This window comes from Cupriavidus sp. GW823-FHT06D04 (genome assembly GCF_058795055.1).
Genome location: NZ_JBXAHL010000026.1, coordinates 51,202 through 74,195, shown reverse-complemented (window position 1 = coordinate 74,195; position 22,994 = coordinate 51,202). Strand labels below are relative to the sequence as shown.

19 protein-coding genes are annotated in these 22,994 nt (G+C 66.4%); 9 read left to right on the top strand and 10 right to left on the bottom strand.

What is annotated here, in order from left to right; translation table 11 throughout:
• Window positions 1–20: 20 nt before the first annotated feature.
• The 6 genes from AC1Q7H_RS26610 to gdhA all read right to left on the bottom strand — a co-directional run bounded on the left by AC1Q7H_RS26610 (window position 21) and on the right by gdhA (window position 7,273).
• Entirely contained in the window at window positions 21–1,481 is a 1,461-nt protein-coding gene (locus AC1Q7H_RS26610; protein ID WP_013953539.1) for an aldehyde dehydrogenase family protein, read from the bottom strand.
• Between the two features lie 118 nt (window positions 1,482–1,599).
• Entirely contained in the window at window positions 1,600–2,040 is a 441-nt protein-coding gene (locus AC1Q7H_RS26605; protein ID WP_013953540.1) for a DoxX family protein, read from the bottom strand.
• A gap of 34 nt (window positions 2,041–2,074) precedes the next feature.
• Entirely contained in the window at window positions 2,075–3,940 is a 1,866-nt protein-coding gene (locus AC1Q7H_RS26600; protein WP_202947899.1) for an amidohydrolase, read from the bottom strand.
• Between the two features lie 80 nt (window positions 3,941–4,020).
• Window positions 4,021–4,842 (bottom strand): alpha/beta fold hydrolase, encoded by an 822-nt coding sequence (locus AC1Q7H_RS26595; RefSeq protein WP_211981900.1) that lies wholly within the window; start codon window positions 4,840–4,842, stop codon window positions 4,021–4,023.
• 60 nt (window positions 4,843–4,902) lie between these two features.
• Window positions 4,903–5,589, bottom strand: a complete 687-nt coding sequence (locus AC1Q7H_RS26590; RefSeq protein WP_013953543.1) for a hydrolase — start codon at window positions 5,587–5,589, stop codon at window positions 4,903–4,905.
• A 340-nt stretch (window positions 5,590–5,929) separates the two neighbouring features.
• Window positions 5,930–7,273 (bottom strand): NADP-specific glutamate dehydrogenase, encoded by a 1,344-nt coding sequence (gene gdhA, locus AC1Q7H_RS26585; protein WP_041228692.1) that lies wholly within the window; start codon window positions 7,271–7,273, stop codon window positions 5,930–5,932.
• A gap of 395 nt (window positions 7,274–7,668) precedes the next feature.
• Between gdhA and AC1Q7H_RS26580 the strand changes: the two genes are divergently transcribed.
• The 3 genes from AC1Q7H_RS26580 to AC1Q7H_RS26570 all read left to right on the top strand — a co-directional run bounded on the left by AC1Q7H_RS26580 (window position 7,669) and on the right by AC1Q7H_RS26570 (window position 9,480).
• The gene (locus AC1Q7H_RS26580) at window positions 7,669–8,433 is read left to right on the top strand and encodes an aminotransferase-like domain-containing protein (protein ID WP_492378916.1); all 765 of its coding nucleotides are present in this window, start codon (window positions 7,669–7,671) and stop codon (window positions 8,431–8,433) included.
• Between the two features lie 197 nt (window positions 8,434–8,630).
• Entirely contained in the window at window positions 8,631–8,897 is a 267-nt protein-coding gene (locus tag AC1Q7H_RS26575) for a helix-turn-helix domain-containing protein (protein WP_371827406.1), read from the top strand.
• Between the two features lie 88 nt (window positions 8,898–8,985).
• The gene (locus AC1Q7H_RS26570; protein WP_193351075.1) at window positions 8,986–9,480 is read left to right on the top strand and encodes a hypothetical protein; all 495 of its coding nucleotides are present in this window, start codon (window positions 8,986–8,988) and stop codon (window positions 9,478–9,480) included.
• A 37-nt stretch (window positions 9,481–9,517) separates the two neighbouring features.
• On the opposite strand, the gene AC1Q7H_RS26565 is transcribed toward AC1Q7H_RS26570, so the two are convergent.
• From AC1Q7H_RS26565 to AC1Q7H_RS26550, 4 genes are all read right to left on the bottom strand, one after another.
• On the bottom strand, window positions 9,518–10,273 hold the full coding sequence (locus AC1Q7H_RS26565; protein WP_013953548.1) for a DeoR/GlpR family DNA-binding transcription regulator: 756 nt from the start codon (window positions 10,271–10,273) through the stop codon (window positions 9,518–9,520).
• Between the two features lie 116 nt (window positions 10,274–10,389).
• Window positions 10,390–11,853: a phosphonoacetaldehyde dehydrogenase gene (gene phnY / locus AC1Q7H_RS26560; RefSeq protein ID WP_013953549.1), complete on the bottom strand. Its 1,464-nt coding sequence runs from the start codon at window positions 11,851–11,853 to the stop codon at window positions 10,390–10,392.
• Window positions 11,854–11,895: 42 nt separating this feature from the next.
• Window positions 11,896–13,158 (bottom strand): phosphonoacetate hydrolase, encoded by a 1,263-nt coding sequence (phnA, locus tag AC1Q7H_RS26555; protein ID WP_013953550.1) that lies wholly within the window; start codon window positions 13,156–13,158, stop codon window positions 11,896–11,898.
• A gap of 60 nt (window positions 13,159–13,218) precedes the next feature.
• Entirely contained in the window at window positions 13,219–13,929 is a 711-nt protein-coding gene (locus AC1Q7H_RS26550) for a phosphonate utilization associated transcriptional regulator (protein ID WP_013953551.1), read from the bottom strand.
• A gap of 264 nt (window positions 13,930–14,193) precedes the next feature.
• On the opposite strand from AC1Q7H_RS26550, the gene AC1Q7H_RS26545 reads away from it, so the two are divergent.
• From AC1Q7H_RS26545 to AC1Q7H_RS26520, 6 genes are all read left to right on the top strand, one after another.
• Complete coding sequence (locus AC1Q7H_RS26545) at window positions 14,194–15,228, top strand: putative 2-aminoethylphosphonate ABC transporter substrate-binding protein (protein ID WP_013953552.1); 1,035 nt, start codon at window positions 14,194–14,196, stop codon at window positions 15,226–15,228.
• Between the two features lie 87 nt (window positions 15,229–15,315).
• A complete protein-coding gene (locus tag AC1Q7H_RS26540; protein WP_013953553.1) occupies window positions 15,316–16,428 on the top strand; it encodes a putative 2-aminoethylphosphonate ABC transporter ATP-binding protein in 1,113 nt (370 codons plus the stop codon).
• A complete protein-coding gene (locus AC1Q7H_RS26535; RefSeq protein WP_013953554.1) occupies window positions 16,419–18,245 on the top strand; it encodes a putative 2-aminoethylphosphonate ABC transporter permease subunit in 1,827 nt (608 codons plus the stop codon). Before AC1Q7H_RS26540 ends, AC1Q7H_RS26535 begins: the two co-directional genes overlap by 10 nt.
• A 40-nt stretch (window positions 18,246–18,285) precedes the next feature.
• A complete protein-coding gene (locus AC1Q7H_RS26530; protein WP_013953555.1) occupies window positions 18,286–19,419 on the top strand; it encodes a 2-aminoethylphosphonate--pyruvate transaminase in 1,134 nt (377 codons plus the stop codon).
• 113 nt (window positions 19,420–19,532) lie between these two features.
• Window positions 19,533–20,384 carry an EamA family transporter gene (locus AC1Q7H_RS26525; RefSeq protein WP_013953556.1) on the top strand — a complete coding sequence of 284 codons (852 nt, stop codon included), beginning with the start codon at window positions 19,533–19,535 and terminating at the stop codon, window positions 20,382–20,384.
• Window positions 20,385–20,481: 97 nt separating this feature from the next.
• Window positions 20,482–22,977: a GcvT family protein gene (locus AC1Q7H_RS26520; RefSeq protein ID WP_492381907.1), complete on the top strand. Its 2,496-nt coding sequence runs from the start codon at window positions 20,482–20,484 to the stop codon at window positions 22,975–22,977.
• Window positions 22,978–22,994: the final 17 nt, after the last annotated feature.

The following is a 22,994-nucleotide window of genomic DNA, read 5'->3' as shown; positions in this document are numbered from 1 at the left end:
TTGGTGGTGCCGCGCGGGCGTCAGCGCGCAAAGTGCGGCGCAATGCCGGCATCCACGTTGATCCACACCGAGCGCGACTCGGTGTAGCCGTGCATCGCCTCGAACCCCATGTCGCGCCCGTAGCCGGATTCGCCCACGCCGCCGAAGGGGCTGCCCGGATGGACGCGCTTGTAGCAGTTGACCCAGCACATGCCGCCGCGGATATCGCGTGCGAGGCGGTGCGCGCGGGCCAGGTCGCGCGTCCATAGCCCGTTGCCCAGCCCGTATTGCGTGGCGTTGGCGATGGCCAGCGCCTGCTCGTCGCTGGCAAAGCGCAGTACCGTGACGACCGGGCCGAAGACCTCTTCCTTGGCGATGCGGTCCTGCGGGCGCGCAGCGACCACGGTGGGATCGACATAGAAGCCCTGGCGCAGGCGGGGGTCGGCGGGCGCCTTGCCGCCGGCCAGCACGGTGCCGCCCTGGGCCCGTGCCATCTCCACAGACTCCAGCACGCGGTCGCGATGGGCGGCCGAGGTCAGCGGCCCCATCTCGGTGGCGGGGTCGGCCGGATCGCCCACGCGGATCGATTGCGCCAGCGCCACGAAGCGCGCGAGGAAGGCATCGGCGATGTCCTCATGCAGCAGCAGGCGTGAGCCGGCAATGCAGGCCTGGCCCTGGTTGTGGAAGCTGGCCCAGGCTGCGCCCGCCACGGCGGCATCCAGGTCGGCATCGGCGAAGACCATATTGGCGCCCTTGCCGCCCAGCTCAAGCTGGATGCGCTTGAGGTTGCCGCGCGAGGCCTCGACGATGCGCCGCCCGGTGGCGGTGGAGCCCGTGAAGGCGATCTTGTCCACGTCGGGATGGTTGGCCAGCCGCTGGCCGGCCACGTTGCCGAAGCCGGGCACGACGTTGATCACGCCCGGCGGGAAGCCAACGTCAGCCGCCAGCGCCGCCACGCGCAGCGCGGACAGCGGCGTCAGCTCCGACGGCTTGAGCACCACCGTGTTGCCCGCCGCCAGTGCCGGCCCCAGCTTCCAGCCGGTGAACATCAGCGGGAAGTTCCACGGCACGATCTGCCCCACCACGCCGACCGGGGCCCGTTGCACGTAGTTGAGAAAACCGGGTTCGACCGGCACCACAGTGCCTTCGATCTTGTCGGCCATGCCCGCGAAATAGCGGAAGCACGCCGCGGTGCGCGGCACGTCAAGGCCGCGCGCATCGCGGATGGGGTGGCCGGTGTCGGCGCTTTCAAGTTCGGCCAGCCCCGTGTCGGCGTCAATGGCGTCGGCCAGCCGCGCCAGCAGCCTGCCCCGTTCGCCGGCGGCGAGGCGCGACCATGCTGGAAAGGCGCGGCGCGCCGCGGCCACGGCGCGGTCGATATCGAGCTGCGCGCCCGCGGCCACGCGCGTGATCAGGCTGCCGTCGTGCGGATTGACGATGTCGAGGGTGTCCCCGTCGAGGGCATCGACGAAGCGGCCGTCGATAAACAGCTGGTTGTGCATGGGGGTCCTTGGGGACGGGGAATGCGTAGCACGGCGAAGGTGCCATGCGCCAGCGGCGCGAAGCTGCCGCCGGCGGGGGCGGCGGCGCCGGGGATCGGCGCGGGCTTGGCGGCCTGGCTCATGCCTGGCCCATGGCCGCGCGGCGTTGCCGCAGGTCTTCCCAGGCCACCAGGCAAAGGCCGCCGGCCAGCGCGATATGCTCGAAAAAAGCGTTGGCCTGCCCGAAGCGCGCATCCGGCGGCGCCTGCCAGAAGCAGTTGGCGACAAAAGTTGCCAGCACGGTGAACACGGCCAGCGCCAGCGCGCCCAGCCACCGCAGCCGCCCGCTCAGCATCAGCGCGGCCGCGCCCAGTTCCAGCACGATCACGGCCGCCGCCAGGAGTGCGGCCGGCGCCAGGCCGAAGTGCTGCATCTCGGCGATGGCGGCACCAAAGTCAGCCGCCTTGACCAGTCCACCCTGCAGGTAGGGCGCGGACAGTGCCAGCAGCGCCAGCCAGCGCAGCCAGGCCGAGGGCGTGGTCGCTGCGCCCGCCGCGGGGGGGAGGGGATGGGCAGTCATGGTCGGGTCTCCTCGCATCGGCAACGCAGCGGCATCAGAACGCCCAGCATGAGCAACCCAGCGCGCCCCAGAACGTACTCTCGTCCGAGGCGGGCACGCCGGCCGTCCAGGCCCTGGCATGCGCATGGCCGTGCACGCCGCACGAACTGGCACAGCCGCAGGCCGTGTTCAAGGCCAGCTTTTGGGCTTGCGGGCGCGGCTGGTACTGGCTGCCGTGGCGGGCGGGCGACCAGTCCGGCATCGCGGGTGGGATCTGTGGCGAATGCTTGCCGAATTCCCTGTCTCCATAGACGATCTTGCCGCCGAGCACGGTCAGCACCGACGTGATGTCCTGGATGTCGTCGCCCGGCACCGCGAAGTAGTCGGCGGACAACACGGCCAGGTCGGCCAGCTGGCCCGCCTTGATCTGCCCCTTCTTGCCGGTTTCGGACGAGAACCACGTGTTGGCCTCGGTCCACAGGCGCAGCGCCGTTTCGCGATCGAGCAGGTTGGCCTGTGGATACATCGACATGCCGCCCACGGTCTTGCCCGTGGTCAGCCAGTACAGCGAGACCCACGGGTTGTACGAGGCTACGCGCGTGGCATCGGTGCCGGCGCCGACCTTCACGCCCTTCTCCAGCATCTTCTTGATCGGCGGCGTGGCTTCAGCGGCCTTGGCACCGTAGCGCTCGACAAAGTACTCGCCTTGGTAGGCCATGCGGTGCTGCACGGCGATGCCGCCGCCAAGCGCCGCGATGCGGTCGATGTTGCGGTCGGAGATGGTCTCGGCGTGATCGAAGAACCAGTTCAGGCCGTTGAACGGGATGTCCTTGGCGACCTTTTCATAGACGTCGAGCGCGCGCGTGATGGTCTGGTCATAGGTCGCATGCAGGCGCCACGGCCAGCGCTTTTCGGCCAGCAGGCGAATCACTGGCTCCAGGTCGGCTTCCATCGACGGCGCCATGTCGGGGCGCTCGACACGGAAGTCCTCGAAGTCGGCCGCGGTGTACACCAGCATTTCGCCGGCGCCATTGTGGCGATAGAGGTCATCGCCCTGGCCTGGCTTCACGGTCGACGTCCAGGTCTTGAAATCGCTCAGCTCTTCCTTGGGCTTCTGCGTGAACAGGTTGTAGGCCAGGCGCACCGTGAGCTGACCTTCCTTGTGCAGTTCCTCGATGATGCTGTAGTCCTCGGGATAGTTCTGGTAGCCGCCGCCCGCATCGATCACGCCGGTCACGCCCAGGCGGTTCACCTCGCGCATGAAGTGGCACGTCGAGTTCTTCTGGTACTCGGGCGGTAGCTTCGGGCCTTTGGCCAGCGTGGCGTAGAGGATGGTCGCATTGGGCTTGGCCAGCAGCAGCCCGGTGGGATTGCCGCGTGCATCGCGCACGATCTCGCCACCCGGAGGGTTCGGCGTGTCCTTGTTGTAGCCCACTGCGCGCAGCGCGGCGCCGTTCAGAATGGCGCGGTCATAGAGGTGCAGGATGAATACCGGGGTATCGGGCGCCACGGCATTCAGTTCGTCGATGGTGGGCAGCCGCTTCTCGGCGAACTGGTGCTCGGTGAAGCCGCCCACCACCCGCACCCATTGCGGCGCTGGCGTGCGCGCGACCTGGTCCTTCAGCATGCGCATGGCATCGGCGAGCGAGCGCACGCCGTCCCAGCGCAATTCCATGTTGTAGTTCAGGCCACCGCGGATGATATGCATATGGCTGTCGATCAGCCCGGGAATGGCCCGCCGGCCATTCAGGTCGACCACCTTGGTCTGCGCGCCGGCCAGCTTCATGATGTCCTGGCGCGTGCCGACGGCGACGAAGCGTCCGTCACGGATCGCGACGGCGTCCGCCTGCGGCTTGGACTTGTCGAGCGTAGTGAACTTGCCATTGACGAGGATGAGGCTGGGTTGACTGCCAGGCGACATGGCGAAGGTCTCCGAAAAAGGCGCCGCGCCGAGCGCGGCGGCCGAAGCGATAAATTGCCGGCGGGTGACTGACATCTGGCTCAGGCCTTCAGGAAGGCCAGCAGGTCGGCGTTGACCTGGTCGGCATTGACCACGCACATGCCGTGCGAAGCGCCCGGATACACCTTGAGGGTCGCGCCCTTGACCAGTTCCGCCGACCGCTTCGCCGAAGCGTCGATGGGCACGATCTGGTCGTCATCGCCATGCAGGATCAGCGTGGGCACGTCGAACTTCTTCAGGTCCTCGGTGTAGTCGACTTCCGAGAATTCCCTGATACATGCGTACTGGCCCACGATGCCGCCGGCCATGCCCTGCGCCCAGAAGGCGTCGATGGTGCCTTGCGAGACCTTGGCGCCGGGGCGGTTGAAGCCGAAGAACGGCGTCGCCAGGTCCTGGTAGAACTGCGAGCGGTTGTCGGCCACGCCCTTGCGGATGCCGTCGAACACATCGATCGGCAGCCCGCCGGGGTTGGCCGCGGTCTTGAGCATGATCGGCGGCACCGCGCCGATCAGCACGGCCCTGGCGACACGGCCGGTGCCATGGCGGCCGATGTAGTGCGCCACCTCGCCGCCACCGGTGGAATGGCCCACCAGCGTGGCATCGCGCAGGTCCAGCGCGTCCAGCAGCGCCGCCAGGTCATCGGCATAGGTGTCCATGTCGTTGCCCTGCGCCGGCTGGTCCGAGCGGCCATGGCCGCGGCGGTCATGGGCGATCACCCGGAACCCCTGCCGCACCAGGAACAGCATCTGCGCATCCCACGCATCGGCATTGAGGGGCCAGCCGTGCGAGAAGACCACGGGCTGGCCACTGCCCCAGTCCTTGTAGAAGATCTGCGTGCCGTCCTGCGTCGTGATGATGCTCATGATGGGGCTCCTGGATGCAATCAAGGGATCGGGTGAACTTGCGGCGGGTTCAGTGCCGGCTCAGCGGGCAGGCACGGCGGCCAGTGCCTCATGCGGCGTGGCGGTGCGCTGCGCAGCCTTGTGGACCATGGTGTAGGCGTAGTCCACTCCCATACCGTAGGCGCCCGAGTGCTCCTTGACCAGTTTCATCACCGCGTCGTACGTGTCGCGGTGGGCCCAGTCGCGCTGCCATTCCAGCAGCACCTGCTGCCAGGTCACTGGCACCACGCCCGCCTGGACCATGCGCTGCATGGCGTAGTCGTGGGCTTCCTTCGAGGTGCCGCCGGAGGCATCGGCCACCATGTAGATCTCATAGTTGCCTTCGAGCATCGCGCACAGCGCGAAGGTGGTGTTGCAGACCTCGGTCCACAGGCCGGCCACGACCACCTTGTTGCGGCCGTTGGCCTTGAGCGCATCGCGCACCTTCTGGTCGTCCCACGAGTTCATCGAGGTGCGCTCCAGCGTCTTCTGGTCCGGGAACACGTCGAGCAGTTCCGGATAGGTGAAGCCCGAGAACGACTCGCTCTCGACGGTGGTGATCGTCGTCGGGATATTGAAGATCTTTGCCGCCTTGGCCAGGCCGACGACGTTGTTCTTCATCGCCTGGCGGTCCATCGACTGGACGCCGAACGCCATCTGCGGTTGGTGGTCGATGAAGATCAGCTGGCTGTTTTGCGGGGTCAGGACTTCGAGCTTGGGGTTCGTCATGATGATCTCCGGTCAGGGGGCGTTAGGTAGGCTGGCTTGCAAGTTAGTAATTGCTACCGCTGCATTCATTCACCAGTGGCGTTCGCTTGGTGTGTGTGCATAGTAGGCAAGGCGCCATACACTGACTACGGGCCAAACTCCGAGGACAGTGTTCGCGGTTTGCGAATAATCGGGAGATGCAGCCGGGCGGCAGGCCGTGGCGGCGGATGACGGCATGGGGGGCGCTGCCCGGCGCTGCGGGATGGATACTGCCTGGGGGAATCGGGGGGAGATGCGCCAGACGGGTGCGTGCCTGCACCCGCCCGGCAGCGGCCGGCATTGCGCCGGCCGGAACTTCAGGTCAGATCACGCCTTGCGCCAGCATGGCGTCGGCCACCTTGACGAAGCCGGCGATGTTCGCGCCTTCCACGTAGTTGATATAGCCACCCGCCTTCTGGCCGTGGTGGATGCAGTTCTGGTGGATGTCCTTCATGATCGCGTGCAGCTTCTCGTCGACCTCGGCATGGTGCCAGGACAGGCGCATGGCGTTCTGCGACATTTCAAGTCCGGAAGTGGCAACGCCGCCGGCATTGCTGGCCTTGCCCGGGGCGTAGAGGATCTTCGCGTCGACAAAGCGGTCCACGGCTTCCAGCGTCGACGGCATGTTGGCGCCTTCGGCCACGCAGATCACGCCATTGCCGAGCAGGGTCTCGGCGTCGTTGCCGTCCAGCTCGTTCTGGGTGGCGCACGGCAGCGCCACGTCGGCGGGCACGTGCCACGGGGTGCGGCCGGCTTCGAAGGTCATGCCGTGGCGGGCGGCAAAGTCGGACAGGCGGCCGCGCTCTTCATTCTTGAAGGCCATCACTTCGGCCAGCTGCCCGGTGGTCATGCCTTGCGGGTAGTGCAGCACGCCGCCGGAATCGGACAGCGTCAGCACCGTGGCGCCGAGCTCGATCGCCTTCTCTGCTGCGTACTGGGCCACGTTGCCCGAGCCGGAGATCAGCACGCGCAGGCCGTCGAAGGCGCGCCCGCGACGGTGCAGCATCTCCTGCGCAAAGTAGACCGTGCCGTAGCCGGTCGCTTCCGGGCGCATCAGGCTGCCGCCGTAGGCCAGGCCCTTGCCGGTAAAGACACAGGCGGACTGGTTCGACAGCTTCTTCATCATGCCGGCCATAAAGCCGACTTCACGTGCGCCCACGCCGATGTCGCCGGCCGGGATGTCGGTATCCGGGCCCAGGTGGCGGAACAACTCGGTCACCAGCGCCTGGCAGAAGCGCATCACTTCGGCGTCGGACTTGCCCTTGGGATCAAAGTCCGAGCCGCCCTTGCCGCCGCCCATGGGCAGCGTGGTCAGCGCGTTCTTGAAGGTCTGCTCGAAGCCCAGGAACTTCAACACCGACAGGTTCACGGTCGGGTGGAAGCGCATGCCGCCTTTGAACGGGCCGATGGCCGAGCTGTGCTGCACGCGGAAGGCGCGGTTGACCTGCACGCGGTTCTGGTCGTCGGTCCAGGCCACGCGGAACTGGATCACGCGCTCAGGCTCCACCAGCCGCTCAAGCAGGGCCTGGTCGGCGTAGCGCGGATTGCGCTCGACAAAGGGCCAGAGCGTCATCATCACTTCCTTCACGGCCTGGAGGAATTCAGGTTGATTGGGGTCGCGGCGGGCAACCCCCGCCAGGAATGCGTCAAGGGAGGGAGAATTCACGGATGTCTCTGCTGTGCTGGAGTGGCTGGATCCGGCAGCCTTGCCGGCTTGGTACCGGTCTGTGGTGCCGTCTGGCGTTGCGCCGATGGAAGGTGGGTGGCCTCCGGTTGTCAGACATTCACGGCGGGCCGTGAATGTCTGACAACGCAGCACTTTAGCACCAGCGTGGGGCACACAACAGTCAAAACACCTGTGACAGCGGCGTGAAAGCCGCATTTTTGTGCGTGAGGCGGGGATTTCCGTGCGATCAGCGGACAGCCCTAAAGCCATTCTTAATTCTGCTCTCAGAAATAATCAGGGCAATAAAGCACAAAGGTGGTATTTCTGCACGCATGGCATTAGTCGCTGCTCCCTACACTCGTCTTGCCGGACGGCAACACCGAACCAGGGGATAGATGAACCAGACAACGACCGCACTACAAGGCGGGAAAGAGGCATTTGCTACTCGCGTAGGCCGCGTGCAGAGCTCTGCAGTACGGGACCTGCTGAAGTACAGCAAGGCACCAGGCGTCATCTCGCTTGCCGGTGGCATCCCCGCACCGGATCTGTTCGATTCCGCAGGTCTTCGCGAAGCGCTGGCTGCAGTGCTTGACGGCGGCGATACCGCTGCGTTCCAGTACGGACTGACCGAAGGCGAGCCGGCGCTGCGCGATCAGATCGCGCAATTGCTCCGGCTGCGCGGCATCGTAGCGGATCCGACCAGCATCCTGGTCACGTCGGGTTCACAACAGGGCCTGGATCTGGCCGCGCGCGCTTTGCTCAACCCCGGTGACACGGTGCTCGTGGAACGGCCGTCCTACCTCGCAGCGCTGCAGACCTTCGGCCTCGCCGAGGCCAGTATTATCTCCGTGCCATCCGACGAAGCAGGCATCGATGTGGACTGGATCGAGTCCTACGCTTCGCGTCATCCGGTCAGGGCTATCTACGTCGTCCCGAACTTTGGCAACCCGAGCGGTCGCACGCTCTCCCTGACGCGACGCCGGCAGCTCGTCGACCTTGCCGGTCGCGCCGGCACCTACATCATCGAGGACGATCCCTATGGAGAGCTGCGCCTCTGCGGCAACCCAGTAGCCAGCATCCTGGCGCTCGCCACCGGCAGTGCCGCGCAGTCCCGCGTCCTCTACTTGTCGTCGTTCTCCACACGGCGCGCTGATCGGTGAGACGTATGCACGCCTGGTAGCGGCGCATATCGTGACCTGCTACGGCAAAGGGCCTCGCGGTGGCGGCCGAATGCCGGCGTTGACTGCCGTGCGCATGAAATGGCTGGATGAGTACATAGAAACGCACCTCACGCATCGGATCACGCTGGGGACCGTTGGCGCGGCAGGCGGGTCTCAGCCCCTACTATTTCACTCGCGTGTTCAAGGACGCCACTGGCCTGCCGCCCTCTCGATACGTCCTGCATAAGCGCATCGAATTTGCCTGCGCCGCCTTGCGCCGCGACGAGCTTTCGATTGAAAGTGTGGCGCTGGCCTGCGGCTTCAGCGACAGCGCGCAGTTCTCCAAGCAGTTCAGGAAGGTTGGCACACCGGCAAAGCGTGTAACGCCGAGCTCGTCGGCGACTTCGCGCAGCGTGCAGTCATCCAGCGTCATGAGGCACAGGCTGCCGAGCGGACGCACATAGCGCACGCTGTGGCCGCATCCGTTTGGCACATAAGCGGTGGAGCCGCGACGCTGCACTTCAGTCCTTTGCCCAGGCGCCGGACAACTTCGTGCTCAACGCCTTCGAGGCGCTCGACCGGGAACTGCGCAACGGCAATCCCCTGTGGGCGCGCTTCGCGCCGCAGGTGGATGCCGCGCAGGTGCTGCCGGCCGCGATCAAGGCCGGCGTGACCTTTGTGCCAGGCGCGGCATTCTTTGCCGATAACCCCGAACACAATACGCTGCGCCTGTCCTACTCGACCGTCGACGCCACATCCGCCGAAATGGGCGCCGCGCGGCTGGCCCAGGCGCTGCGCGCCAGCTGCAACGGCGTTCTGCCTTCGGCTACCGATGTACTGTTCCAGACCGGCGAGCACGCCATTGACGGGCACTACCTGATGGTCAAGCTCAATCCGCTCTCGATCGCGGAGCGCCGCATCGACGGCAGGCTACGTACAGATCTGCGGCGTACCGCCATCTGTCTATCGCATGGCGTGCAGGCGAGAGGAAATCGCGGGAATTGCATGAAACATGAGAAGCCCAACTCGCCTTCGCACAAGCGGTGAGGCGTGGATATCTCCAGAGCGCCAAGGCACCTGCGGCTCAAGCAATCAGCAGCTTCGTCCCGCGCTCCTTCAGCGCCGCCGCCAGTTCCGGCTCCGGCGCCATATCCGTAATCAGCCAGGCAGCCAGGTCGAAATGCTTGATGGTCACGCCGGTATTGCGCCCGAACTTGGTATGGTCAGCCACCACGCAGGCCACGTCGGCGGCCAGCAGCATGCGGCTGCGCAGCTCCGCCGCGGCGCGGGAGAAGTCGCAGATCTCGCCGCGCGGCGTGACGCCGCCGATGCCGACAAAGGCAAAGTCGGTGTGGTAGCGCGACAGCTGTTCGATGGTGTCCCAGCCGTGCGTGGCGTCTTCGTTGTCCTGCAGCTCCCCGCCCAGCACGATCACCCGGTTGCCGTTGCGCCGGCCCAGCAGCTGGGCGATGGCAAGGTCGTTGGTGTAGACCAGCAGGTTGTGGTGGCCATGCAGCGCCTGCGCCACCGCGTGGGTGGTGGTGCCGTAGTCGAGGATCAGGGAGGCGCCGTCGCGCACCAGCTCCGCCGCACGCACGCCAATAGCGCGCTTGCCTTCGGCATTGACCGCGGCGCGGGTCTGGGTATCGGGCTCGGTGCGGTCCGAGGCCAGCGCGCCGCCGTGGGTCAGCACCAGCAGGCCGCGCGCGGCCAGCGCGTTGAGGTCGCGCCGAATGGTCTCGCGCGAGACGTCGAGCTCGGTCACCAGTTCGCTGATGGCCAGCGCGCCGGTGGCGGACAGCTGGTCGAGGATGTATTTCTGCCGTTGTTCGGCGAGCACGGTGACTCCGGATTGGGGCGCGATGGGCGGGAAAGTACCTGTTGGGCGCCGATTCTAGCGCAATGCAGGCAAAAGCCGGCGCAGTGGCCGGCTTGCCAGGGATGCGCCGCCTTCCCTCACCCCCACGGCAACGTAATCGTCTTCAGGTTGGTAAAGCTCTTTGCCGCCTCCTGCACGCCTTCCTTGTAGCCCAGCCCCGAATCCTTGATCCCCCCGAACGGCGTCAGTTCAATACGGTAGCCGGGCACCTCCCACAGGTTGACCGTACCCACATGCAGAGAATTGGCGATCCTGGTGAAATCCTCGATGCGGTTGGTACAGACGCCAGAGGACAGCCCGAACGCGGTGCCGTTGGAAATCCGGATGGCATCGCCCACGTCGCGGAAGGTGATGATCGGCGAAACCGGCCCGAAGGTTTCCTCGCGCACCACGGTCATCGACGGGTCCACGCGGTCCAGCACCGTCGGCGAATAGCTGGCGCCGTTGCGCTGGTTGCCCACCAGCAGCCGCGCGCCCTGCGCCACTGCCTCATTGACGCGGGCCTCGAACAGCTGCGCGGCCTGCTCGTCGATCACGGTGCCCATGTCGACGCCGCGGTCCATCGGGTCGCCGTATTTCCACGCGCGGGTCTTCTCCACCACCAGTTCGGTAAAGCGCGCGGCCACGGCTTCATGCACCAGCATGCGCTTGACCGCAGTGCAGCGCTGGCCGGAGTTCTTGTACGAGCCCTGCACCGCCAGGTCCGAGGCGCGGTCCAGGTCGGCGTCGTCCAGCACGATCAGCGGGTCGTTGCCGCCCAGTTCCAGCACCACGCGCTTGTAGCCGGCCTTGCTGGCAATGTACTTGCCGATCGCCACGCCGCCGGTAAAGGTCACCAGGTCCACGGCGGGGTGCGTGATCAGCTCGTCGGCGATCTCGCGCGGGTCGCCGGTGATCACCTGCAGCATCTGCGGCGGCAGGCCGGCTTCATACAGCAGGTCGGCCAGGTAGAACGCCGACAATGGCACCTTTTCCGACGGCTTGAGCACCATGCGGTTGTTGGTGGCGATCGACGGCGCCACCTTGTGCGCCACCTGGTTCATCGGGTGGTTGAACGGCGTGATGGCACAGATCACGCCCAGCAGCGGCTCGCGCTGGGTCATCACGCGGCGCTTCTTGCCGTGCGGAGTCAGGTCGCACGAGAACAACTGGCCATCGTCGCGCAGCGCCTCGGTGGCGGCAAAGCCCAGTACGTCGGCGACACGGCCGATCTCATACAGCGAATCCTTCTTGGACAGGCCGGATTCCAGCGTGATCAGGTCCGACGCTTCCTCAGTGCGCTCGCGCAGCAGCGCGGCGGCGCGGTTCAGGATGGCGGCGCGCTCATAGCGGGTCAGCGTGGAGCGGTAGGCCTGGACCACTTCGAAGGCACGGCGCACATCGTCCAGCGTGGCCTTGGGCACGGTACCGACCAGCGTGCCGTCATACGGATTGCGCACTTCGATCACGCGCTCGCGCACGATCTTCTGGCCGTCGATGCGCAGGGCCTCGGCGCGGAAATGGGGGTTGACGGCACCAGCGGGGAATTGGGGGGCGTTCATGTGTCTCCTCCGGTCAATACAGTTCGGTACGGCTCAATGCACTCAGTGCAGATGGTTCAGCGCGACATCGAAGATGTCGAAGTTGCGCAGCAGGGCCTTGCCGGGAATGCCGGCCGTGGCACGGTTGAATACCAGCGGCACGGTCTGCTCCGACACGCCGCCGTGCGAGCGCAGCGGCGCGTCCAGCCCGGAAAGGTCGTGGCGGCTGCGGCTGGTGCCCAGCACCACATGCTTGTCGCTGGTCACCACCAGGTCGCCGACGCGGTCAGGCGGCAGCTCGAAGCGCGCGCAGGCCTCGGCATTGGTCAGCACGCTTTCCACGCCCTGCAGGTCGGACAGCCGGGCCTGGATCGCGGCCGGGTCCGCATCGTCGGGCAGATAGATGGTGGCGTAGGACCCGAGCGCGCCGTGGTGGACCACGTAGGGATCGGTGATCGGCAGGATCACGCGCGCGCCGCCGTCTTCCACGCCGCGGCCCAGCCATGCGTCCAGCTGGTCCTGCAGGTAGATCACGTTGGGCGCCTTGGTGGCGTCGTCGTGCTTGGCGTTCATGCCGTGGTCGGCGGTCAGCGCGACCACGCAGCCCTGCGCGTCCAGTTGCGCCAGGTATTTGTCCATCATGGCGTAGAAGGCGTTGGCACCGTCCGAGCCGGGTGCGAACTTGTGCTGGATATAGTCGGTGGTGGACAGGTACATCAGGTCCGGGCGGCGCGTTTCCATCAGGCGCACGCCGGCGGCGAAGACGAACTCCGACAACTCCGCGCTGTACACGTCAGGCACCGGCATGCCGACCAGTTCGACCACGCCGTCGATGCCGTTCTCTTCCACCGTGGCCTGGTCGGCCTTCTCCGACGAGAAGCAGATGCCCTGCATGCCGTGGCCCAGCAAGCGGCGCAGCTTGTCCTTGGCGGTCACCACGGCGACGCTGGCCCCGGCGTCGGCAAACGCGGCCAGGATGGTGCCGGCGCGCAGGTACTTGGGGTCGTTCATCATCACTTCCTCGCCGCGCCCGCCGTTGGCGCTGCGGTCAAAGAAGTAGTTGCCGCAGATGCCGTGCACCGCGGGCGGCGCGCCGCAGACGATGGACAGGTTGTTGGGGTTGGTGAAGGTGGGCACCACGCAGGCGCCGCGGAAGGCGGAGCCGGCTTCCAGCAGCTGCTTCAGGTAGGGCGCGCGGCCGCTGGCGGCGGCGGCTTCCAGGTAGTCGAACTCGCAGCCGTCGACGCAGACCACCACGACGGGCTGCTGCATCCAACGATAGGTACGCTGGTTGACGGTAATGGTGCGGGCATTGGTGTCAGGCATGTTGGGGTTCCTGTGCGTGGGCGCGATCGGGGTCGGTACTTTCCGTGGATGCGGTCGGATTCAGGCGGCAGCGCCTTTGTCGGCGCTGGCCGGGTCCACCGCGGCATGCATGCGGGCGCGGCCACGCTCGACGTGCTCGCGCATCAGGCGCGCGGCCAGTTCGCCGTCACGCGCGGCAATCGCCGAGACGATGGCGCGGTGCTCGCGGGTGGAGTCGGGCATGGCGGCGTGGCTGCCGGACAGCGCTTCGCGCCGGAACAGCGTCAGCTCCTTGACCAGGCGCCGGTAGGTATCCAGCAGCTTGCGGTTGCCGGCCAGTTCCACCATCCGGTCGTGGAACGCCAGGTTCAACCGCGTGTACTCATCGACATCGCGCGCCTGGCTGGCGGCGCCCAGTGATTCCACCAGCGCGCGCAGTTCGCGCAGGCTCTCGGGCGTGATGCGGGCGGCCAGCTGCCGGCCGATGAACTCATCCAGCACGGCGCGCAGCTCATAGATCTCATCGGCTTCTTCCACCGAGATGGCGCGCACGAACACGCCGCGGTTCTTCTCGGTGCGCAGCAGGCCGGCCTGCTCCAGCGCCCGGAAGGCTTCCCGCACCGGTCCGCGCGACACATTGAGCTGCCCTGCCACCTCGATCTCATTGAGCTTGGCGCCGGGGGGCAGGTCGCCCGACATGATCCGCAGTTCCAGTTCGCGCTGCACCAAGGTAGCCAGGGACTGGCTCTGCAGGATGGTGATTTCGCTTGCCAGCGGTGCTTGGCGTGACATGAAAACTCCCGTTTGTGACGGATTGCGGGATATCGAAAATCCTTATTGCCATTAAAGCAAGCGGTTTGTATATTGTCAACAATCAAGACATCGGTGTAGCGCAGTTGGTGTCGTACGGAGCGCGGAAAACCAGGTATATGTCTTGCAAGTGTTGTAGCACAAGGGTTTCACGGTGATTCAATGTTGTGCGGCATGCCCCGCGGCAATGCAACATATTCACCAAATCGACACATATCTCCACCTACAATGCCAGAAGGAGTCCCCATGCAACCGTCCTTCACATCCACCCTGCGCACCGCCGCCGCCATGCTTGCGCTAGCCGCCTCCGGCACGGCGCTGGCCCAGAAGACCACCCTCACCGTCTACACAGCGTGGGAGATCGAGACCCTCAAGCCGTACGCCGAGGGCTTTGCCAAGGTAGCGCCCGATATCGAACTGAAGTACGTGCGCGACTCCACCGGCGTCATCACCGCCAAGGCGCTGGCCGAAAAAGGCAACCCGCAGGCCGACGTTATCGCCGGGCTGGCGGCGTCGAGCCTGGAACTGCTCAAGCAGGAAGGGATGCTGGCGCCCTACGCGCCCAAGGGCTTCGAGAAACTGACGCGCGACTACAGCGACAAGGCCACGCCGCCGTCGTGGGTGGGGCTGGACGTCTGGGGCGCCACCATCTGCTTCAACACCATCGAAGCCAAGAAGCGCAACCTGCCGCGCCCCGAGACCTGGAAGGACCTGGCCAAGCCCGTCTACAAGGGCACCATCGTGATGCCCAACCCGGCCTCTTCCGGTACCGGCTTCCTGGACGTGACCGCCTGGCTGCAGCTCTATGGCGAGCAGGATGGCTGGAAGTACATGGATGCTCTGCACGAGAACATCGCCCAGTACACCCATTCGGGATCCAAGCCATGCAAGCAGGCCGGCTCGGGTGAGTTCCCGATCGGCATCTCGTTCGAACTGCGCGCGCACAAGACCCTGGCCTCGGGCGCGCCGATCGAGATGATCTTCCCCAAGGAAGGCCTGGGCTACGACATCGAGGCTGCCGGCATCGTCAAGGGCACCAGGAAGATGGAGGCCGCGCAGCGCTATATGGACTGGCTGGCCAGCAAGGAGGCCAACCAGCTGTTTGCCAGGGACTGGGCCATCGTCGCCTACCCGGGCGTGGCGAGAAAGATCGAGACCATCCCGGCCAACTACGAGCAGATGCTGGTCAAGAACGACTTCAGCCATATCGCCAAGAACCGCGAGCGCGTGCTGACAGAGTGGCAGAAGCGCTATGCCAGCAAGTCGGAGAAGCAGCCCTGAGCGCCTGAGCGCCGTCCTGTACCGGCGCCCTCGCCCCGGGGCAGAGGACGCCGGGTCCCCCAACAGAACACACCGGGCCCACACGCCATGCAGACCTCCCCATCCACGGCCGAGACCTACCTCAGCCTGAAAGGCATCCACAAGCGCTTCGGCGGCAGCAGCGGCGCCTTCGTGGCACTCCAACATATCGACCTGGACGTGCGCCAGGGCGAGCTGCTGTGCTTCCTGGGCCCGTCGGGCTGCGGCAAGACCACGCTGCTGCGCATCATCGCCGGGCTGGAATCGCAGAGCGCCGGCACCATCCACCAGGGCGGGCGCGACATCTCCACGCTGCCGCCGATGGAGCGCGACTACGGCATCGTGTTCCAGTCCTACGCGCTGTTCCCCAACCTGACGGTGGCGGACAACGTGGCCTACGGCCTGGTCAACCGCCGCATGCCGCGTGACCAGCGCCGCGCCCGCGTGGATGAGCTGCTGACGCTGGTGGGGCTGCCCGAGCGCGGCAACCAGTACCCGGCGCAGCTTTCCGGCGGCCAGCAGCAGCGCGTGGCAATTGCGCGCGCGCTGGCCACCTCGCCCGGCCTACTGTTGTTGGATGAGCCGCTGTCAGCGCTCGATGCCCGCGTGCGGGTGCGGCTGCGCAGCGAGATCCGCGCGCTGCAGCAGCGGCTGAACATCACCACCATCCTGGTCACACACGACCAGGAAGAGGCATTGTCGATGGCCGACCGCATCGTGGTGATGAACCAGGGCGCGATCGAGCAAGTAGGCACGCCGGCGCAGATCTACCAGCGCCCGGCCACGCCGTTCGCCGCGGACTTCGTCGGCAAGACCAATATGCTGGGCGCGCGCGTCTGCGGCGACGGCGAGCTGCACCTGGGCGGCGTGCGCATGCGCTGCGCCGCGCCCCAGGGCTGTTGCGCCGACGAGGACGTGCAGGTGTTCTTCCGCCCCGAAGACGTCTGCGTGCGCGGCATCGAACAGCATGGCCCCAACGTGCTGGAGGCCACCGTCGACAAGATCGAGTTCCTCGGCGCGTTCTCGCGGCTGACGCTGCGCCTGCCTGACGCAGCGTCCGGCGCACTGTACGCCGACCTCTCCCTCAATGACCTGCACGAGCTGCGCCCGAACACCGGCGACCTGCTGCGCCTGGCCATTCCCGCTGACCGTATCCGCATTTTCCGCCACGCATGCGCATGAGCCTCACTGCGGCGCCGGCTACCACGTCTGCCACTACGTCTGCCACCATGCCGGCCACCGATACCGTCCCCGCCCCCGCCACCAGCGGGCCGGCCGGGCCTGCCAACCCTGGCGCGCAGCCCGCGCCGCCGGCCCTGGTCGCCACCGCGGTGCGCGCACACTGGACCGACCGCCTCGCCCACGTGCTGCTGGCGCTGGCCGCGCTGGCGCTTGCATGCTTCGTGCTGGCGCCGATCGTGATGATCCTGGCCAAGAGCGTGCAGAACCGCGACGGCAGCCTGGCCGGCATCGCGCACTTCCGCGCGTATTTCGAGTCGCCGGCGCTGCTGCGCTCGGTGTGGAACAGCCTGTGGGTCTCTGCCCTGGCCACCTGCATCACGGTGCCGCTGGCGTTCAGCTTTGCCTATGCGCTGACGCGCAGCCGCATCGCCTGCAAGGGCCTGCTGCGCAACCTGGCGCTGATCCCGCTGCTGGCGCCATCGCTGCTGGCGGCGATCTCCTTCATCTTCTGGTTCGGCAACCAGGGGCTGTTCAAGCCGTGGATGGGCAGCACCCAGATCTACGGGCCGCTGGGCATCGTGGCGTCGCTGGTGTTCGCCACCTTCCCGCATGCGCTGATGATCCTGATCACCGCGCTGTCGCTGACCGACGCGCGGCTGTATGAGGCGGCCGATGCGCTGGGCACCTCGACCGTGCGCAAATTCTTCACCATCACCGTGCCGGGCGCGCGCTACGGCCTGGTCAGCGCGGCCATGGTGGTGTTCACCTATGCGATCTCGGACTTCGGCATCCCCAAGGTGATCGGCGGCAATTTCCATATGCTGGCCACCGACATCTACAAGCTGGTGATCGGCATGCAGGACTTCTCGCAGGGCGCGGTGGTATCGCTGATGCTGCTGGTGCCGGTGGCCGTCACCTACTACGTCGATGCGCGCGTGCAGCGCCGCCAGATGGCGCTGATGTCGGCACGCTCGGTGCCCTACGTGCCGCGCCGCAGTCGCCGCTTCGACCTGATCATGGCGGTGTTCTGCTGGCTGATGGCGGCGCTGATGCTGGCGGTGATGGGCATGGCGATCTACGCATCCTTCGTCAAGCTGTGGCCGTACAACTTCTCGCTGTCGCTGAACCACTACCGGGTGGGGCTGGTCGAGGGCGGCGTGGTCGATTCCTACCTGAACAGCCTGCGCATGGCGGGACTGGCCGCCGTGATCGGGCCGGTGTTCATCTTCGCCACCGCCTACCTGCTGGAGAAGACCCGCGGCATGGACTGGCTGCGCAGCTTCGTGCGGCTGATGGCGGTGCTGCCGATGGGCGTGCCGGGGCTGGTGCTGGGCCTGGGCTACATCTTCTTCTTCGTGCCGCAGGCCAACCCGATGCACGGGCTGTACCAGACGTTGGGGATCCTGGTGCTGGTGACCATCGTCCACTATTACGCCTCCTGCCACCTGACCGCCGTGACCGCGCTCAAGCAGCTCGACAGCGAGTTCGAGGCCGTGTCCGCGTCGCTCAAGGTGCCGTTCTACAAGACCTTCTTCAAGGTCACGGTGCCGGCCTGCCTGCCCGCCATCCTGGAGATCTCGCGCTACCTCTTCATCAATGCGATGACCACGGTCTCGGCAGTGGTGTTCCTGTACGGCGCCGACACCAAGCTGGCCTCGGTCGAGATCGTCAACCTGGATGAATCCGGCGACATCGGCCCCGCGGCGGCGATGGCGACGCTGGTGGTGCTGACCTCGGCCTTCGCCTGCCTGCTCTATTACCTGCTGCAACGCGTGCTCGATTGCAAGACCCAGGCCTGGCGCCAGGGCAACGACTGACCTTCTCCTATCTCCACTCCTTCCCAATCAGGAGCTCACCATGATTCGCGGCAACGACCCGATCCTTCTGACCCCCGGCCCCCTGACCACCTCGCTCGCCACCAAGCAGGCCATGCTGCGCGACTGGGGTTCGTGGGACACCGCCTTCAACACCATCACGCGCAGCCTGTGCGACGACCTGGTGCGCATCGTCCACGGCGAAGGCACCCATGTGTGCGTGCCGATGCAGGGTAGCGGCACCTTCTCGGTGGAAGCCGCCATTGCCAACGTGGTGCCGCGCGACGGCAAGGTGCTGGTGCCGCAGAACGGCGCCTACTGCCAGCGCATCCTCAAGATCTGCAAGGTGCTGGGCCGCGCCAGCGTGGAACTGCCGATCCCCGAAGACCAGCCCGCCACCGCCGCGGTGATCGAAGAGGCCATCCGGCGCGATCCGTCGATTACCCACGTGGCGCAGGTGCACTGCGAGACCGGCGCCGGCGTGCTCAACCCGCTGCAGGACATCGCCGCGCTGTGCCAGCGACTGGGCAAGGGGCTGATCGTCGACGCGATGAGCTCGTTCGGCGCGATCGAGATCGACGCCCGCACCATGCCGTTCGACGCGCTGGTGGCCGCCACCGGCAAGTGCATCGAGGGCGTGCCGGGCATGGGCTTCGTGCTGGTGAAGAAGGACGTGCTGGAAGCCAGCCAGGCCAACAGCCACTCGCTGGCGCTGGACCTGTATGACCAGTACGTCTACATGCAGAAGACCACGCAGTGGCGCTTCACGCCGCCCACGCACGTGGTGGCGGCCTTCCGCACCGCGCTCGACCAGTTCCTGGAAGAAGGCGGCCAGCCGGTGCGCGGCGCGCGCTACCGCAGGAACTGCGACGCGCTGGTGCAGGGCATGGCCGCACTCGGTTTCCGCGCCTTCCTGCCGGCGGCGGTGCAGGCGCCGATCATCGTCACCTTCCATGCGCCGGCCGATGCGCGCTATGACTTCAAGACCTTCTATGCCAAGGTGCGCGAGCGCGGCTACATCCTGTATCCGGGCAAGCTGACGCAGATGGAGACCTTCCGCGTCGGGTGCATTGGTGCAATTGATGACAACGAGATGCGCAATGTCGTGACGGCAATCGGCGAGGTGCTGGGCGAGATGGGGATCAAGGCGCAGGCGCCGCTGGCGGAAGCGGCTTAAGGCGTTTTCCTCCAACACCCGGCAGCAGGCTCCTCTCTCCCGCTTGCGGGAGAGAGGAGCAAACCAGCGGACTTGCGAACGCATCAGAAGACCACAAGAACGACCCCTCCTTCATGTCCCTCCCCCCAGACTTTCACGGCCTCGCCTTTGCCGCCGTGATGCTGTCCGCGCTGATGCATGCGTCGTGGAACGCCATCGTCAAGATCGGCGGCGACCGGTTGTCGTCGATGGCGCTGATTGACACCTTCTGCCTGCTGGTGGCGCTGCCCTTCCTGTTCCTGGTGCCGCTGCCCGCGCCCCAGGTCTGGCCTTTCCTGCTGGCCACCGTGGCACTGGAGGTCGGCTACAAGCTGTCGCTGGTGGCCGCCTACAACCGCGGCGACTTCAGCCAGGCCTATCCGCTGATGCGCGGCTCGGCGCCGATGATGGTGGCGATCCTGCTGTTGCTGGCCGGCAGCGAACGGCTGGGGCCTGGCGGCTATGCCGGCATTGCACTGATCTGCTGCGGGCTGGTCAGCCTGGTGCGCTGGCGCCGGCAAACGCCCGACCTGCTCGGCTTTGCGCTGCTGGCCGGGGCCTGCCTGGCGGGCGGCACCGTAATCGATGGCACCGCGGTCAAGCGCTACGGCGAGGTCTTCACTTACATCGTCTGGCTGCAGGCGATGTCGCACATCTTCATGCCGACCTACGCCTTCAGCCGGCGCGGCACCGCGCTGGTCACGCTGATGCGCACGGAATGGAAGCGCGCGTGGATCGGCGGCATCAACCGGGTGGGCTCGTATGCGCTGATGCTGTGGGCGATGACCATGGCGCCCGTGACCAAGCTGGCGGCGCTGCGTGAATCGAGCGTGATCTTTGCCGCGTTGCTGGGCCACTTCCTGCTGCGCGAGCCCTTCGACCGGCGGCGGCTGATTGCAACCGCGCTGGTCCTGGCGGGGATCCTGACACTGCAACTGGCGCGCTGATCCGCCGATGCATGTGGCATTTTGTGTTGTTGGTTGGCGTTTTTTTGCATAACATGGCAGGCAACGCCAACCACTTTCCTGCCGAGGTTTTCCCGCCATGTCCCCTGTCATCCCATCCCACTCCCGCGTCGTCATCATCGGCGGCGGCATCATCGGTTGCAGCGTCGCCTATCACCTGACCAAGCTCGGCTGGAAGGACGTGGTCCTGCTGGAACAGGGACAGCTGTCCTGCGGCACCACCTGGCACGCGGCCGGGCTGGTCGGGCAACTGCGCTCGCAGGAAAGCATGACGAAACTGATCCGCTACTCCGCCCAGCTGTACAGCGAACTGGAAGCGGAAACGGGCCTCGGCACCGGCTGGAAGCAATGCGGCTCGCTGTCGGTCGCGCGCACTGCGGAACGCATGACGCAACTGCGCCGCACCGCGGCAGTGGCGCGGGCCTATGGCGTGGATTGCGAGGTGATCTCGCCCGCGCAGGCCGGCGAACTGTGGCCGGTGATGCGCACCGACGACCTGCTTGGGGCGGTCTGGCTGCCGGGCGACGGCAAGGCCAACCCGACCGACCTGACCCGGGCGCTGGCGCGCGGCGCGCGCAGCCGCGGCGCGGTCATCGCGCAGGATACGAAAATCACCGCGATCCATACCCGCGATGGCCGCGCCACCGGCGTGAGCTGGCGCAACAAGGCCGGCGACGAAGGCCGCATCGAGGCCGAGATCGTCGTCAACTGCGCCGGCCAGTGGGCGCGCAAGGTCGGCCAGATGTGCGGCGTGACCGTGCCGCTGCACTCGGCTGAGCACTATTACATCGTCACCGAGCGCATCGCCGGCGTGCACCCTGACCTGCCGGTGATGCGCGACCCGGACGGCTTCATCTACTTCAAGGAAGAAGTGGGCGGGCTGGTGATGGGCGGTTTCGAGCCCAATGCCAAGCCGTGGGGCATGCAGGGCATTCCCGAGCCGTTCGAGTTCCAGTTGCTGCCTGATGACTGGGACCAGTTCGAGATCCTGATGGAGAACGCGCTGATCCGCGTTCCGGCACTGGAGTCGGCGCAGGTCAAGCAGTTCTACAACGGGCCCGAGTCCTTCACGCCGGACAACAACTTCATCCTCGGCGAAGCGCCCGAGCTTCGTAATTTCTACGTGGGCGCGGGCTTCAACTCAATGGGGATTGCGTCTGCCGGCGGCGCCGGCATGGCGCTGGCGGAATGGATCGTCGCGGGCGAGCCGACCATGGACCTGTGGCCGGTCGATATCCGCCGCTTTGCCGGCTTCAACGGCAACGAGAGCTGGCTGCACGACCGCGTCAAGGAAACGCTGGGCCTGCACTACGCGATGCCCTGGCCCAACCGGGAACTGGATACGGCGCGGCCGTTCCGGCGCTCGCCGCTCTATGCCCACCTGCACGCTGCCGGCGCCAATTTCGGTAGCAAGATGGGTTGGGAGCGGCCAAACTTCTTCGCGCCTGCCGGACAGTCGCCCGAGATCCGCTACTCGTTCGGGCAGCAGAACTGGCTGCCGTGGAGCGGCGCAGAACACCGCGCCTGCCGCGAGGCAGTGGCGCTGTTCGATATGAGTTCGTTCTCCAAGTACATCGTCAAGGGTGCCGATGCCGAGGCCGTGCTGCAATACGTGATGAGCAACGACGTGGCCGTGCCGCCGGGGCAGACCGTGTACACCGCCATGCTCAACGACCGCGGCACCTATGAATCCGACCTGACCGTGACGCGGCTGGCGCACGACCAGTACTTGCTGGTGACCGGCTCGGCGCAGACCACGCGCGACTTCAATTATATCGAGCGCCTGATTCCCGCCGACAAGCGCTGCGCGATTGTCGATGTCACCGGCCAGTTCGCCGTGCTGGCGGTGATGGGCCCGCGCTCGCGCGAGCTGCTGCAGAGCGTGTCGTGCACCGATTTTTCCAATCAGGCGTTCCCGTTCGGCACCTCGAAAGAGATTGATCTCGGCTATGCCACGGTGCGCGCGACACGCCTGACCTATGTGGGCGAACTGGGCTGGGAACTGTATGTCCCGGTGGAATTCGCCGTGGGCGTCCATGACACCCTGCACGAGGCCGGGAAACGCTTCGGACTGGTCAATGCCGGCTACTACGCCATCGAATCGCTGCGCATCGAAAAGGGCTACCGCGCCTGGAGCCGCGAACTGACCACCGACATTCATCCGTTCGAGGCCGGGCTGTCTTTTGCCTGCAAGCTGAACACGGGCATCCCGTTCCGCGGGCGCGAAGCGCTGCTCAAGCTGCGCGCTGCCGGCGGCACCGCGCAGGTGCGGCGCCGCGTTGCCGTGGTCACGCTGGACGGCGCCAGCGAGGCCATGCTCTGGGGCGGGGAGGCCATCCTGCGCACCGCCCAGGACGGCACCGTGCGCCCGGCCGGCTTCGTGACGTCGGCCGCGTTCGGCCACACCCTTGGCTGTCCGGTGGGCATGGGGCTTCTGGCACGCGCCGATGGTCCGGCCGACGCGGCATGGATCGAGGGCGGCAAGTATCACGTGGACCTGGCCGGGCAACTGCTGCCCGCGCGCATCCATCTGCGCGCGCCGTACGATCCGGCCAGCGAACGGACCAAGGCCTGAACATCGATGCAAGCGGA